This is a genomic window from Neisseria dentiae (assembly GCF_014055005.1).
Taxonomy (GTDB): Bacteria; Pseudomonadota; Gammaproteobacteria; order Burkholderiales; family Neisseriaceae; genus Neisseria; species Neisseria dentiae.
In genome coordinates this window covers 927,988-942,774 of the sequence record NZ_CP059570.1, presented here as the reverse complement: position 1 = coordinate 942,774, position 14,787 = coordinate 927,988, and the positions used below count along the sequence as shown (strand labels likewise).

Sequence of the window (14,787 nt, the reverse complement as noted above, 5' to 3'; positions counted from 1 at the left end):
ACCCGCTATAATCCGAAGTTCTTACTCAGTCCGCACTGTGCCATGATCAGCCAATTCAAACATATAGGCATCGTTACCCGCCCCCAAACGCCGCATATTCAGGAAACCCTGCACACGCTGGTGGATTTTCTGCACGAAAAAAAACTGGATATTTATCTCGACGAAGCCAGCCTGCGCGACGGCTCTGCCTGCACCGAAGATGCCGAACGCTGCCATATTCTCGACAAGGGCAGCCTCGGTAAAAAATGCGACTTGGTGGTGGTATTGGGCGGCGACGGCACGTTTCTGTCGGTGGCACGCATCATCGCCCCTTTCCGTGTGCCGGTTATCGGTGTCAACCAAGGGCATTTGGGGTTTCTCACCCAAGTGCCGCGCGAAAATATGACCCCGATACTCAACGGCATGCTCTCGGGAAAATATCTGCCCGAAGAACGTATTCTGCTCGAAACCACCCTGATACGCGACGGCGAGGCCGTTACCACTTCGCTGGCTTTGAACGATGTGGTGCTATCGCGCGGCGGCGCGGGCCAGATGATTGAATTCGAAGTGTTTATCAATAAAGAATTCGTTTACACCCAACGCTCGGACGGCCTGATTGTTTCCACCCCCACCGGCTCCACCGCCTATGCGCTTGCTGCCGGCGGCCCGATTATGCAGGCCAGCCTGCGCGCGTTCACACTGGTGCCCATCTGCCCGCAATCCATGACCAACCGCCCGATTGCCGTCGCCGACACTTGCGAAATCGAAATATTGGTTACCAAAGGCGGCGACGCCCGCGCCCATTTCGACGGCCAGTCGTTTATCGATATCCATACTTTCGACCGCATCAAAATCCACCGCTACCGCCATCCGCTGCGCGTATTGCACCCCACCGATTACCAATACTACAAAACCCTGCGCCAGAAACTGCATTGGGGCGAACAGTTGGTTTAACACACCATTAAACAAGCAGGCCGTCTGAAAATTTCAGACGGCCTGCTGCATTGCTTTTAGTCAAAAGGCCTTAAAACCAACCTTTGAATAAAGTAAACACAAACATCACCACGGCAAAGGCGTAAAAACCCAAACGGGTGCGGTTGCCCACATGAACATGCATATCATGCAGAATATAGTAGAAACGGTGTACGCCGTGCCACAAAATGGTAAATACCACGGCACACAACACCAGATACACCAATTTGTTGCTCACAAAACCGTGCACGCTGTCGTAAAAATCGGCTGGGCTGCCCAATATGCCGAACGGCAGCAGCAAGCACAGCACCACCAGCACCGGTGCGAGGATGAGGGCGGCAACGGTGCCGCCGGCGGAGAAAATGCCCCAATACAAAGGCTTCATGTGTTTGTTGCTCATCATTCTGCTCCTCTGTCAGGCCAATACGGCAACCAGTAACACCAACACCACGAACACGGCGGCAAACGCACCCCAACTGGCTTTCACCAGCACTGCGGCAGGCACGAATTTTTCGCCTTTCTGTATCGGCATCGCTTTGGGCACGGCTTCAAACCAGGTTTTGCTGTTGAAACAGGCGGCGGCAACGGCCAACAGGTTAAACAGCACCACCAGCGGGTTTGTCTGCATTTCCACCCAGCCAGCCCACGCATCAAAGCTGCCGGCCAACGAAGCCAAGCCGCAAAACAGGTTGAGGGCGGCAAATGCCACCGGCACGCTGGTCAGCTCGCGCAGCATATAGAGTTTGAAAAAGCGGTTTTGCATATACCAATTGGCCGGCTGCTTGGCGGTATAAGGTTTGCGGCTCATATTATGCCTCCTCTTTTTTCAGGTTGGACAACGCCCAAAACGGCACGGCGGCGGCTTTGGCCTGTTGGATGGCACCGGCGGGATCGACGTGTTTCGGGCACACTTCCGAGCAGTAACCCACAAACGTGCACGGCCAGATGCCGTTTTCGTTGTTCATCACTTTAAAACGTTCGACTTTGCCGGTATCGCGGTTGTCGAGGTTGTAGCGGTGCGCCAGCGCGGTGGCGGCAGGGCCGAGAAAATCGGCGTTCAAACCCACCTGCGGGCAGGCCTGATAACACAGCATACAATTGATACACATGGTGTATTGCTTGAATTTGGCCAGCTCGGCAGGCGTTTGGCGGTATTCCTTATCGGCCAGCGCACGCGGGTTTTTGTTGATGATATAGGGTTTGACCGACTCGAGTTTTTCGATAAACGGGTCGGCATCCACAATCAAATCTTTTTCGATGGTAAACTGATCGAGCGCACCCACGGTGATTTTGCCCGCCGAAGCATATTCGCGCACGAAAGTGGAGCAGGCAAGTTTGGGTTCGCCGTTGACCACCATGCCGCACGAGCCGCACACTTCCATGCGGCACGACCAGCGGTAGGCCAACTCCGGCTCGAAATCGTCTTTCACCAGCGCGAGTGCGTCCAGAATCGACATATCCTGCGTCCATTCGATATCGAACACCTGCGGCCACGGTTTTTCGTCGACACCGGGGCGGTAGCGCATCACTTCCAGTTTGATGGTATTGCTCATGATTTTTTCTCCCCTTCTGCACCGTAAACCCGTTTGGCAGGCTGCGATTTGGTGATTAACACGCTGCTGTATTCAATCTGCGGGGGTTCTTGGCCGCCGCGGTAGAAACTCAGGGTGTGTTTGAGGAAGTTTTCGTCGTCGCGCTCGGGGAAATCCAAACGCTGGTGCGCACCGCGCGACTCGGTGCGGGCATCGGCCGAATAAATCATCGCCTCGGCCACATCCAACAGATAACCCAGCTCGATGGTAGTGAGCCAGTCGGTGTTGTAGGTGTCGGAATGGTCGGTTACGCGCACATTCTGATAACGCGCTTTCAAATCGCGGATGGCGGCTTTGGCGCGTGCGCCGTTTTCGGCGCTGCGGTAAATGCCCACTTCGGCTTCCATCATCGTACCTAGCTCGCGGCGGATGTCGGCCGGTTTCTCGGTGCCGCCGGTGCGGTTTTTCAATTCGGCAAACGGTTGGTAAGCCTGCTCAGCCAACGCGGCGAACGCTTCGCGGCTCAAGCCGCTGCCGGCGGTTTGCGCGTGTTTCAGCGCGTCTTCACCCGCCACTTTGCCGAATACGCACAGCTCGGCCAGCGAATTGGAACCCAAACGGTTGGCACCGTGCAGGCCCACCGAAGAGCATTCGCCTACGGCAAACAGCCCTTTGATGCGGGTTTCGCAACGCTGGTTGGTTTCGATGCCGCCCATGGTGTAGTGCGCGGTCGGGCGCACCGGAATCGGCTCGTGCACGGGATCGACACCCACGAATTTCTGCGCCAGCGAGCGGATAAACGGCAGCCGCTCGTTGATGAAGTCTTCGCCCAGATGGCGCAAATCCAAATGCACCGCATCGCCGCGCGGCGTGCTGATGGTGCGGCCGGCTTTCCATTCGTGGTAGAACGCCTGCGACAGGCGGTCGCGCGGCCCCAGCTCCATATATTTGTTTTTCGGCTCGCCGATGGGCGTTTCCGGGCCTAAGCCGTAATCCTGCAAATAGCGGTAGCCGTCTTTGTTCACCAGAATACCGCCTTCGCCGCGGCAGCCTTCGGTCATCAGAATGCCCGAACCGGGCAGGCCGGTGGGGTGGTATTGAACAAACTCCATATCGCGCAGCGGCACACCGTGGCGGTAGGCCATCGCCATGCCGTCGCCGGTAACGATGCCGCCGTTGGTGTTGAAAGCAAACACGCGCCCCGCGCCGCCGGTGGCGATGATCACGCTTTTCGCCTGCACCGCGCGCACCACGCCTTCTTGCAGGCCGTAGCACAACACACCGGCCAATTCGCCGTTATTAATTAACAAATCAAGCGCAAAATGTTCGTCCAAGCGTTTGATGTTGGGATACTGCATCGAAGTTTGGAACAAAGTGTGCAGCATATGGAAGCCGGTTTTGTCGGCGGCAAACCAAGTGCGCGGAATCTTCATGCCGCCGAAACGGCGCACGTTGGCGCGCCCGTCCGGCAGGCGCGACCACGGGCAGCCCCAGTGTTCCATTTGAATCATTTCTTCGGTGGCGTGTTCCACAAAATACTGCACCACGTCCTGCTCGCACAGCCAGTCGCCGCCCGAAACGGTGTCGTTGAAGTGGTTTTCGAGCGAATCGTCGTCGCGCACCACCCCGGCCGAACCGCCTTCCGCCGCCACGGTGTGGCTGCGCATCGGATAAACTTTGGAAATCAGGTGAACGGTTTTGTCGGGTGCGGCGCGCGCGATTTCAATCGCCGCCCGCAAACCCGCACCACCTGCGCCCACAATCGCCACATCGGTTTGAATGATGTCCATATTGTCTGCCTTTTTTGTTGGTAGTCGGTTGTGTTATTAAACAACATTGTAAACAAATCCTGTAACCGCCTTTTGACAAAAGGCAAATTTAGCCGAATCTCGCCGGTTTTAACCGTAAAAAAGGCCGTCTGAAAAAACGGCCCTGTCAAAAAAGAAATAAAAATACGCACCAACCGGCGCCCTATAGCCAAACCAATTTAAAACAAGCACAAGGCGGCTGGCCGCAGCAGCACAAGCAATGCCGCAAGGTTAGCCAACGTTGCCATTATAGTGAATTCAAATAAAAACTCCGAAATGAAATAACTGCATTCAAACTTGCAATTGGGCGATATGCTAAAGAATCGTTTTACCCTACTTCGGCATTCTTATTTTAATCCACTATATTTTAAAGCGGGGCGGCTATTACTCCCCGCAGGCGTTGCAACCGGGCATACTGCCCGCTTGAAGGCGCAGGGCTTTGCGCTGTTCGGCCGCCTCGAAACGGCAGCGCTGCTGCTCGGTTTTCAATTCCAACGGCGGCACGGGCACGGGCTTGCCGTCTTCCACCGCCACCATGGTGAAATAACAGCTGTTGGTGTGGCGCACGGTGCGTTCGCGGATATTCTGCGCTTCCACACGTATGCCCACTTCCATCGAGGTGCGGCCGACATGGTTGACGCTGGCTAAAAAAGTAACCAGTTCGCCCACATAAATCGGCTCTTTGAAGGTAACTTTGTCCACCGAAAGGGTTACGCAGTAGTGGCCGCTGTAGCGGCTGGCGCAGGCATAGGCCACTTGGTCGAGCAGTTTGAGCAGGTCGCCGCCGTGCACGTTGCCGCTGAAATTTGCCATGTCGGGCGTCATCAATACCGACATCTGTAATTCATGTTGGAATTCTGTTGCAGAGTGTGTGTTCATATTGTGCTTTCTTGTATCTGAGGCCGTCTGAAAAAACCTACAGCCATTTTTTGCGTGAGAAAAAGGTTAACAGGCCCACAATCACCAAGGCCATCAGGCCGAGCACCATAAAATAGCCGTAACGCCAATGCAGTTCGGGCATATTGTCGAAATTCATACCGTAAATACCGGTGATCACGGTTAGCGGCATAAACAGAATGGTAATCACGGTCAACACGCGCATCTGCTGGTTCAAACGGTTGGATTGAAACGACAAATGCACGTCCATCATGCCCACAACGGTATCGCGCGAGGCATCCAAAGATTCGGTTAACTGCACGGTGTGGTCATACACATCGCGCAAATAAATGCCCGCTTCGCCCTGAAAAATGGTGAAATCGCCGTGTGCCAAACGGTAAAGTACATCGCGCAGCGGTTGCAGGGTGCGGCGCAGGCGCACGGCATCGCGCTTGAGGCGGTGGATGCGTCCGAGCAGCTCGTTGTTGTCGATGTTGGCGTTAAACAGGGTTTTGTCTATGGCTTCGACGCGGTGGTCGTATTGGTTGAGCGTGATGAAATAATCGTCTATCAGGCGGTCGATAATGCGGTAGGCGAGAAAAGCGGCGGGCTTGTTGCGGATATCGCAGCGGCTGTCGGCCATCTGCTTGCGGATGCTGCCAAACAACCCCAGCGGACGCTGTTGAAAGGTGAACACGAAATCTTGGCCTGCAATCAGGTAAACCTGATCCGATTGCAGCTTGCCTGCGGTGTATTGGTACACCCGCGCGGCAATAAAAACATAGTGGCCGTAATCCTCGATTTTAGGGCGCTGTTTGCGGCTGAGAATGTCTTCCAGCACCAAATCGTGAATCTCGTAAGGTGCCAGCAGCGGCTTGAGCACATTGATATCGTTGATGCCGACAAAATGCAGCCAGTTGGTTTCGCCGGCTGCGGGAACATGCAGCCCGGCCGCATCTTCCTGAGGCAGAAAATCTGCTTGGAAAAAACTGCCGGCCGAATAAACGGTTTGGTGCAGCGCGTGTTGCGGCACGTCGGAAATATCGCTGCGCGGCACCGCGCCTTCGGCGGGCGGAAAAAGTGTGGAAACGGTGGTATCGGTCATAATCGGTTGCATCATCAAAGGCCGTCTGAAAAACCGCGTGTTACGCCGTTACGGCAAAGCGGCTGTTTTATGCCTTTATACCCGCCCGGCCGGAAGATGTCGATTCCGATTAACTGCGGCTATGGTGCCTATCAAACACCGCCGCTTTTCAGGTGCGGCATGCCAAAAGCAGGCAGGCGGTTTTTCAATGCCAAACTGTTGGCAACGATGTTGCCGCAATCGCTCATGCTCAATTCGGTTTCGGCAATCAGCAGGTTGGCGGGGCGGCCTGCGTGCAAACTCATACGGATTTCGGCGGGAACAAACGGCAGTTTGTGGCGGGCGGCAAAAGCGGTGGCGCGGCGGTTGGCCAGTTTGAGCATAGGCGTGAGGGTAACGTCGAGATGAAAGCGGCGCACGCCCAAAACAATGATGCGGGCAGCGAACCAATCGGCTTCTTCGGTAAACACGTCCGGGCTGCGGCTGTCGAAATCATGGCGCATGGCGGCAATCAGTGTGGCAACGGTGCGGATTTGCGGCAACAATGCCTCGCTCACTTGGATACCGTCGGTTTGCGGCAGCCCGGTGGCGCATAAATCGCTGCGGTGGGTGTTGCCGTCAACAATCAGATGGCAGCGGTGCAAGGCGGCAGGTTGTGTTTGGGCGGTGTGTAAGGCGGCGGTTTTCATGTTTTGCTCCTGTTCGGTGTTTTTCATCTGTTTACAGGCGGCGGATTTTCAAAACCAACAAAAAGCCGCCTGAAAATTCGGGCGGCTCTGTTTCGCGTTTGCTTAAAGTTTATCTGGCATTTCAGACAAGCGCAAAAAAGTACCGCACGTTTGTGTGGTACCAATAAAAATAAGCAAAGGGGCGAATGTTTGAAGTGTTCATGGGCGGCAATTTAAAACAAAGCGTCGAGAATTGTCAATATCCATTGCGCAAATGCAGCAATCATGGCGATAAGTTGTTGTAATGCTTCCATTTTATTTTTCTCCCCATTTCGGCATCAGTGTATGCGGTATGCGCAACTGGTCGAGAATGCGCGCCACCACAAAATCCACCAAATCGGCAACCGACTGCGGGTGGTGGTAAAACCCGGGCGAAGGCGGCAGGATAACCGCGCCCAAACGGGCAAGGGCGAGCAGGTTTTCAAGATGCAGGGCCGACAGCGGCGCTTCGCGCGGCACCACCACCAGCGGGCGGCGCTCTTTCAGGCACACATCCGCGGCGCGTTCGATCAAATGGTCGGAAGTGCCGTGCGCCACCGCCGCCACAACACCCATGCTGGCCGGGCAGATAATCATGGCATCGGCAGGGTTGGTGCCCGAAGCCGGCGGCGCAAACCATTCGTCTTTGCCGAACACCCGCAATTGCTGCGCCGAAACGCCGTATTTTTCGCACAACAACGCCTGACAGGCGGCAGGCGACGAAGGCAGGGCAAGGTTCGCCTCCTGCTGCGCCACCACCTGCGCGGCTTGGGAATACAGCAACCACACGGTTTTACCGCTTTGCAGCAGGCACTCGAGCAGGCGGATGCCGTAGGGCATGCCCGATGCGCCGGTAAAGGCCAAGGTAACGGTTTGTATCGGATGCGGCTGGGTATTCATAGGCAGGAGAATCTGTAAAAGCGGTAAGTATAATTATAATACGGTGTTGTTTTCAGACGGCCGGCAAACTTAAAGAGCAGCCCGAGTATGGCGCACCGTGAAAATCGAGCAAAGGCCGTCTGAAAAACGGTTATTTTGTTTTCAATCGACGCTGCGTTCGATTTCCACACCCACTTCGCGCACATCGGGCAGAATGCCGGGTTTCACAATCTTCACCTTCACCCATTGTGCGCCGAAGTCGGACAACACCAAATCGGCAACGTGCTCCGCCAATGCTTCGAGCAGTAAAAAACGCTGGTTTTTCAGGCTGGCGCGCACGGCTTCGCACACGTCGGCATAATGCACGGTGTTGCTGATGTCGTCGCCGGCACCCGATTTTTCGGGCACACCGACAACCAGATCCAACAGCAGGGTTTGCGGCTGCTCGCGCTCCCAGTCATACACGCCGATCAAGGTTTCGGCTTTCATGCCGTGTAAAAAAATTTTATCCATTTTCAGTTGCGCTGTTTTCACGTTAAAATCAGTTTTCCATTCTAAAACAAAAGTTGCTGTAATGTTTAATTTCTTGGTTGTAACAGCCGGTTATGTAATCGGCTCGCTTTCTTTTGCGGTGATTGTGTCAAAATTTTACGGCATGGCCGACCCGCGCACCTACGGCTCGGGCAACCCCGGCGCCACCAATGTTTTACGCAGCGGCAAGAAAAAAGCGGCGGCCTTAACCCTGTTGGGCGATGCACTCAAAGGCTTGGTTGCCGTGCTGCTGGCAAAATGGCTGCAAGAGCCGCTCGGGCTGGACTCCGCTACCATTGCTTTGGTTGCCGTGGCCGCGCTGGTGGGGCATATGTGGCCGGTGTTTTTCAACTTCAAAGGCGGCAAAGGCGTGGCCACCGCTTTGGGTGTGCTGCTCGCATTATCATGGCCGACCGCTTTGGTTTGCGCCGCCGTGTGGCTGGTGATGGCTTTCGGCTTTAAAGTGTCTTCACTGGCGGCGCTGGCGGCCACCGTTATCAGCCCGCTGGCGGCTTATTTCTTTATGCCCTACCCTTCGTGGGTTTTGTCGACGGTTGTTATCGCCCTTTTGGTGCTTTACCGGCATAAAAGCAACATCAGCAACCTGTTGGGCGGAAAAGAAGGAAAAATCGGTGAAAAAGCAGCCGGGCAACAACCGGATAAAGAAAGCGAATAAAACCAAGTACAAAGCAGCCCGGGCTGCTTTTTTATATTTGATTCAAAGGATACGGAACGAAATGACGGGCAAGCATATGCGCTTTTCAGACGGCCTGAAAAAATATCTGGCCGCATCGGCCGCTTTTTTGATGTCGTCGTGCGCACTGGTGCAATACCAACCCCTGCAAACCATTCAAACCGTCGACACCGAAAAAGGCTACCGCCTCGAAAAAAACTTCGACAGCGCCAGAGCCGACGATACTTTCGTGGTGCTGATGTTTTCCGGCGGCGGCACGCGGGCGGCGGCTTTGGGCTATGGCGTGTTGGAAGAGTTGAACCGCCAGAAAATCAATTTCGGCGGCAAAGAGCAAAGCCTGCTCGAAAGCGTCGATTTGGTTTACGGCGTTTCGGGCGGTTCGGTGCTGGCGGCTTATTTTTCGCTGCACGGCAAAGAAACCGTTCCCGCGTTTGAACGCCGCTTCTTAAAGCAGAATTTCCAGCGCCAGTTTACCAAACAGGTATTTTCGTTTGCCAACCTGCCCCGCCTCACCTCGCCCGAATACGGCCGCGGCGACCTGCTGCAAGAACAGTTTGAAAACACCCTCTTTCGCGACGCCACGTTCGACGATCTCGACAAACGCCGCAAAGGCCCGTTTGCCGTTATTTCCGCCACCGATATGGCGGCGGGCAGCCGCTTGGATTTTATTCAGGAACACTTCGACGCCATGTGCCTGAACCTGTCCGATTTGCGCATCGCCCGCGCCGTGGCCGCCTCCAGCGCCGTGCCGCTGATTTTCAGCCCGATTACGCTCAACAACAACGGCGGCAACTGCGGCTATGTGTTGCCCGAACGCCTGCGATACACGTTAACCAACGACAAAGTGGGCAAATTGCAGCAGCAAACCCTCCAAGAGCTTACCCGCACTTACCACAGCCAATATAACGACAGCACCAAACGCCCGTATATCCACCTGCTCGACGGCGGCCTCACCGACAACCTCGGCCTGCGCGGCGTGTTGGATATCGTTGACACACGCTCCAGCGAAGCCCTGCAAAAACAAGTAACCGCAGAAAATATCCGCCGCATCGTGATTATCAACGTAAACGCGCAAAACCAGATTGCCAGCCGTATCGATCAATCGCCCGCCATCCCGGGCTTTGCCGACGTGGTGGCCGCCATCGTCGATATTCCCATCGACAAATATTCGCAGGAATCGCTGCGGCGCTTCCGCGCTTTTGCCGACCAATGGAACGAAAACGCCGCCAAACAGCCCGACGGCAAAAAGCGCAGTATGTATTTCGTGAGCCTCAATCTGCGCGATCTGCCCGAATCGCAGCTGCGTAAAAACGTGTTGAACATCCCCACCACGTTTTACCTGCCCCACAACGACATCAACGATTTGAAATCCGCCGCACGCGCCCTGTTGCAGCAATCCGGCGAATACAAGCGCCTGCTGGAAGACTTTTCGGCACAACCGGCACAGCCCGCCGAAAAAGTTTATCCGCCCGTGTGGTTTGTGGGCGAAGGGCCGCAACTGCCCGACAAAAACGCCAAAACCGATTATGACGCCCCGTGGGTACAATAACAACTGCTACCAATAAACAAGTTTAGTTTAGATCAAAAATAACTACTTCCATTTAAGCTACTTCCACTTAACATATAGCAAAATTAGCCGAAACCGTATTTTTCGGCTAAAATACGCAGCTATTTGATTTTCGTTTTGCCCGGTTGGACAAACCCTTTTCAGACGGCCTTCCAAGAATAACGAGCAGTATGTCTAACTCAATGAAAAACATCAGAAACTTTTCTATTATTGCCCACATCGACCACGGAAAATCCACGCTGGCCGACCGCTTTATCCAATATTGCGGCGGTTTGGAAATGCGCGAAATGAGTACGCAGGTGCTTGATTCGATGGACATCGAAAAAGAGCGCGGCATCACCATCAAGGCGCAAACCGCCGCCCTCAACTACAAAGCGCGCGACGGGCAAACTTATCTGCTCAACTTAATCGACACGCCCGGACACGTTGATTTTTCTTACGAAGTTTCCCGTTCGCTTTCCGCCTGCGAAGGCGCGCTGTTGGTGGTGGACGCTTCGCAGGGAGTGGAGGCGCAAACCGTGGCCAACTGCTACACCGCCATTGATTTGGGCGTGGAAGTGGTGCCCGTTTTAAACAAAATCGACCTGCCCGCCGCCGACCCCGACCGCGTGTCGCAGGAAATCGAAGACATCATCGGCATCGATGCCGTGGGCGCGGTGCAATGCTCGGCCAAAAGCGGCTTGGGCGTGGAAGACGTGCTGGAAGAAATCGTGGCCAAAATCCCTGCGCCGGAGGGCGACGAAGATGCGCCGCTGCAAGCCATGATCATCGATTCGTGGTTCGACAACTATGTAGGCGTGGTGATGCTGATCCGCGTGAAGCAGGGCCGTCTGAAACTGAAAGACAAAGTGCTGTTTATGAGCACCAAAGCCGAAACGCAGGTGGAGCAGTTGGGTGTGTTTACCCCCAAATCGGTGCCGAAATCCGAGCTGAAGGCCGGCGAAGTGGGCTTTCTGATTACCGGCATCAAGGAATTGCACGCCGCCAAAGTGGGCGACACCATCACGTTGTCGGCCAACCCTGCCGAGAAAGCGCTGCCGGGCTTCCAAGAAGTGCAGTCGCAGGTGTTTGCGGGGCTTTATCCGGTGGAAAGCCACGACTACGAAGCCCTGCGCGATGCGCTGGAAAAACTGCAATTAAACGATGCTTCGCTGAAATTCGAGCCGGAGGTGTCGCAGGCATTGGGCTTCGGTTTCCGCTGCGGCTTTTTGGGGCTGCTGCACTTGGAAATCGTGCAGGAGCGTTTGGAGCGCGAGTTCGATATGGACTTAATCACCACCGCGCCGACGGTGGTGTATGAGGTGCTGCTGAAAAACGGCGAAAAAATCGAAGTGGAAAACCCGTCGAAACTGCCTGATGTGGGCAGCATCGACACCATTTTCGAGCCGATTATCACCGCCACCATTCTGGTGCCGCAGGAATATGTGGGCGCGGTGATGACCCTGTGCAACCAAAAGCGCGGCGTGCAGAAGAATATGCAGTATATGGGCCGGCAGGTGATGCTCACCTACGATTTGCCCATGAACGAAGTGGTAATGGACTTTTTCGACAAACTCAAATCCACCTCGCGCGGCTATGCTTCGCTGGATTACGAGTTTAAAGAATTCCAGGCCGCCGATTTAATCAAACTCGACATTATGGTCAACGGCGAAAAAGTCGATGCCTTAAGCCTGATCGTGCACCGCTCCAACGCCGTGTTCCGCGGCCGCGAGCTGGCGGCGAAAATGCGCGAGCTGATTCCGCGCCAAATGTTCGATATTGCCGTGCAGGCCGCCATCGGCAGCCAGATTATCGCCCGCGAAACCGTAAAAGCCCTGCGCAAAAACGTACTGGCGAAATGCTACGGCGGCGACATTACCCGTAAGAAAAAACTCTTGGAAAAACAAAAAGCCGGTAAACGCCGTATGAAACAGGTGGGCAATGTGGAAATTCCGCAGAGCGCGTTTTTGGCGATTCTGCAAGTTGGGGACAAATAATGAGCAATACTTTGGTTTGGGGCGCGCTGGCCGCTTTGGTTTTGGGCCTGGTGCTGTATGCGACAAGCAGCAAATCGCGCGAAGAGGGCGGCGAGTGGAGCGGCGGCCTGCAATGGGGCTACCTGCTGATGATGGTGGGCGTGTTCGGCGTGTTGTCGGCATTTATGAGTTTCACCGCCGTGCTGCTGGTTTTCGTGTTGTTTACCGGCATTGTGTGGTTTATCCACAAAGGCCGTCTGAAAAAAAATCCGGCCGGCGACAGCAACCACTTCACCGATTATATGAGCGGGTTTTTCCCGATTATTCTGGTGGTGTTCGTGTTGCGCACTTTTGTGGCCGAACCGTTCCAAATTCCTTCCAGCTCCATGCGCCCAGGCCTGGTGGTGGGCGATTTTATTCTGGTTAATAAATTTTCCTACGGCATCCGCACGCCGATTATCAATAACGTGCTGGTTCCCACCGGCCAAGTGGAGCGCGGCGACGTGGTGGTGTTTAACTACCCCGAAGACACCAAAATCAACTACATCAAACGCGCCGTCGGCCTGCCCGGCGACGTTATCGAATATAAAGACAAGGTGTTGAGCATCAACGGCCAAACCGTCGAAGACCGTTCGACCGGCATTCAGAGCTATCAGGAAAACACGCCGCAATACGGCATGATTACCATCGAAGCCCAAGCCTTTCAGGAAACCATCGGCACACATCATTTCGAAGTGCTGAAAATCGCCGGCCAGCCGAGCTTTCTGCCGCAAGGCGTGCGCCCCGATTTCCCGCACCGCCAAAGCTGCGAATATGCCGAAGACGGCTCGTGGTTCCGCTGCACCGTGCCCGAAGGCCATTATTTTATGATGGGCGACAACCGCGACAACAGCGAAGATTCCCGTTATTGGGGTTTTGTGAGCGACAAGCTGATTGTGGGCAAAGCGTTCTTTATCTGGATGAACTTCGGCGACATCGGCCGCGTGGGCACCAGCATACACTAATTCTGAAAGAGATGATTACGCAAAGAGGTGTCTTTGATTAAATTTCAAGTATAACACTCAGGTAAGTCCGTTGGTATTTTCATTCAGTCCTTTCTCTCAAGAATGGTAAGGACAACAAAAATAAGTTTCCGCCGCCTATGCTTTGGCTATTTGGGTGTGCCTGTAAAATTCTTTGCCGTTATCCATAGTGATAATATGCTCCCCAGCTTTATATACCCTAACAGCATTGGCAGTATCTTGGCTTTGAAATTCTTCAATTTGCAGATGATGGTGTAGCGGGTGACCCGCTTAGCCAAGGTCAATAATGTGTTTTGTTGATCTTTGCCGATAATGGCGTCGCTCCCCCAATCGCCAATGCGAGATTTTTTGTCAATGATAGCCGGGTGCTTTTCTATACTGATGCTGTCAGGCATTTTTCCCTTGATCAATTTGCTGCCGTACTTTTTACGGTAAGGTTTGCCGCCTATTCTGAGATATTGCCACAGAGTTCCGCCATTGCTGTTGTCTTGGTGCAGACGGCGGTAAACAGTGCTGCGATAGAGCGTGATTGGGTGGTGTGTGTGAAGAATAAGATGTCGATGTTGTCGAATCAGCCAGGAATGGAGCTTATAGAGTTTCCGTTTGCTCTGTTTGTTTTGGCGGCTTCGCTGTTGGGTATTTTCAGCGTTGTATTACCCCTTTGAGACCAATGTTGTCTGATTTCGCGGCTGATGGTGCCTTTACGGCGGTCAAACTATTTGGTAATTTCGGTGATGGTGTGATGACGATAGAAGTAGAAGTATTGGATGTGGCATTCTTCATCTTGGTTCAGTTGTGTGTAGCTCATGGTAATCTTTCTTGTCAGGAAGCGGATATGCTACCCCGCATACTGGCTTTTTCTGTTGTGGAAAGTTGCACTTCACATCTAAATCCACTGCCGTCTGAAAGCGGATTCTAAAAACAGGCAAAGAAAAAAGCACCGATTAAATCGGTGCTTTTTTCTGAATAGGTTTGGCGGAGTGGACGGGGCTCGAACCCGCGACCCCCGGCGTGACAGGCCGGTATTCTAACCAACTGAACTACCACTCCGCGCAAGAAACTTGGTGGGTGATGACGGAGTCGAACCGCCGACATTCTGCTTGTAAGGCAGACGCTCTACCAACTGAGCTAATCACCCGTGTCGCGTTGCGAAGACGTGATTAAACCAAAATCCCGAAGCT

Annotated in this window: 14 protein-coding genes, 2 tRNA genes and 1 pseudogene; 5 read left to right on the top strand and 12 right to left on the bottom strand. The window is 54.2% G+C overall.

Features of this window, described 5'->3' with window-relative positions; all coding sequences use genetic code 11:
* Positions 1-42: 42 nt before the first annotated feature.
* Entirely contained in the window at positions 43-933 is an 891-nt protein-coding gene (locus H3L92_RS04470; RefSeq protein WP_085366780.1) for an NAD(+) kinase, read from the top strand.
* A 70-nt stretch (positions 934-1,003) separates the two neighbouring features.
* Here the strand turns inward: H3L92_RS04470 and frdD are convergent, their stop codons facing one another.
* The 9 genes from frdD to folB all read right to left on the bottom strand — a co-directional run bounded on the left by frdD (position 1,004) and on the right by folB (position 8,350).
* Positions 1,004-1,354 carry a fumarate reductase subunit FrdD gene (frdD, locus tag H3L92_RS04465; RefSeq protein WP_085366781.1) on the bottom strand — a complete coding sequence of 117 codons (351 nt, stop codon included), beginning with the start codon at positions 1,352-1,354 and terminating at the stop codon, positions 1,004-1,006.
* A 12-nt stretch (positions 1,355-1,366) separates the two neighbouring features.
* Positions 1,367-1,759: a fumarate reductase subunit C gene (locus H3L92_RS04460; RefSeq protein ID WP_085366782.1), complete on the bottom strand. Its 393-nt coding sequence runs from the start codon at positions 1,757-1,759 to the stop codon at positions 1,367-1,369.
* A 1-nt stretch (position 1,760) separates the two neighbouring features.
* Entirely contained in the window at positions 1,761-2,504 is a 744-nt protein-coding gene (locus H3L92_RS04455) for a succinate dehydrogenase/fumarate reductase iron-sulfur subunit (RefSeq protein ID WP_085366783.1), read from the bottom strand.
* Complete coding sequence (frdA, locus tag H3L92_RS04450) at positions 2,501-4,273, bottom strand: fumarate reductase (quinol) flavoprotein subunit (RefSeq protein ID WP_085366784.1); 1,773 nt, start codon at positions 4,271-4,273, stop codon at positions 2,501-2,503. Before frdA ends, H3L92_RS04455 begins: the two co-directional genes overlap by 4 nt.
* Before the next feature lie 402 nt (positions 4,274-4,675).
* Positions 4,676-5,170: an acyl-CoA thioesterase gene (locus H3L92_RS04445; RefSeq protein ID WP_085366785.1), complete on the bottom strand. Its 495-nt coding sequence runs from the start codon at positions 5,168-5,170 to the stop codon at positions 4,676-4,678.
* Between the two features lie 37 nt (positions 5,171-5,207).
* On the bottom strand, positions 5,208-6,272 hold the full coding sequence (gene corA, locus H3L92_RS04440) for a magnesium/cobalt transporter CorA (protein ID WP_085366797.1): 1,065 nt from the start codon (positions 6,270-6,272) through the stop codon (positions 5,208-5,210).
* A gap of 131 nt (positions 6,273-6,403) precedes the next feature.
* Positions 6,404-6,967 carry a hypothetical protein gene (locus H3L92_RS04435; protein WP_372338534.1) on the bottom strand — a complete coding sequence of 188 codons (564 nt, stop codon included), beginning with the start codon at positions 6,965-6,967 and terminating at the stop codon, positions 6,404-6,406.
* A gap of 267 nt (positions 6,968-7,234) precedes the next feature.
* Positions 7,235-7,858, bottom strand: a complete 624-nt coding sequence (locus tag H3L92_RS04430) for a flavin prenyltransferase UbiX (protein WP_085366786.1) — start codon at positions 7,856-7,858, stop codon at positions 7,235-7,237.
* Positions 7,859-7,999: 141 nt separating this feature from the next.
* Positions 8,000-8,350: a dihydroneopterin aldolase gene (gene folB, locus H3L92_RS04425; protein WP_085366787.1), complete on the bottom strand. Its 351-nt coding sequence runs from the start codon at positions 8,348-8,350 to the stop codon at positions 8,000-8,002.
* 61 nt (positions 8,351-8,411) lie between these two features.
* Between folB and plsY the strand changes: the two genes are divergently transcribed.
* The 4 genes from plsY to lepB all read left to right on the top strand — a co-directional run bounded on the left by plsY (position 8,412) and on the right by lepB (position 13,588).
* On the top strand, positions 8,412-9,044 hold the full coding sequence (plsY, locus tag H3L92_RS04420; protein WP_085366788.1) for a glycerol-3-phosphate 1-O-acyltransferase PlsY: 633 nt from the start codon (positions 8,412-8,414) through the stop codon (positions 9,042-9,044).
* A gap of 61 nt (positions 9,045-9,105) precedes the next feature.
* Complete coding sequence (locus tag H3L92_RS04415) at positions 9,106-10,611, top strand: patatin-like phospholipase family protein (protein ID WP_085366789.1); 1,506 nt, start codon at positions 9,106-9,108, stop codon at positions 10,609-10,611.
* Positions 10,612-10,811: 200 nt separating this feature from the next.
* Positions 10,812-12,605: a translation elongation factor 4 gene (gene lepA, locus H3L92_RS04410; protein ID WP_085366790.1), complete on the top strand. Its 1,794-nt coding sequence runs from the start codon at positions 10,812-10,814 to the stop codon at positions 12,603-12,605.
* Positions 12,605-13,588, top strand: coding sequence for a signal peptidase I (lepB, locus tag H3L92_RS04405; protein ID WP_085366791.1), 984 nt, complete (start codon positions 12,605-12,607; stop codon positions 13,586-13,588). The genes lepA and lepB overlap by 1 nt, the downstream gene beginning before the upstream one ends.
* Positions 13,589-13,687: 99 nt before the next feature.
* Here lepB and H3L92_RS13225 read toward each other — a convergent pair.
* From H3L92_RS13225 to H3L92_RS04390, 3 genes and pseudogenes are all read right to left on the bottom strand, one after another.
* A pseudogene (locus H3L92_RS13225) lies at positions 13,688-14,414 on the bottom strand (IS30 family transposase); the annotation flags it as partial.
* Between the two features lie 165 nt (positions 14,415-14,579).
* Positions 14,580-14,656, bottom strand: a tRNA-Asp gene (locus H3L92_RS04395).
* A 12-nt stretch (positions 14,657-14,668) separates the two neighbouring features.
* A tRNA-Val gene (locus H3L92_RS04390) sits at positions 14,669-14,744 on the bottom strand.
* Positions 14,745-14,787 lie beyond the last annotated feature (43 nt).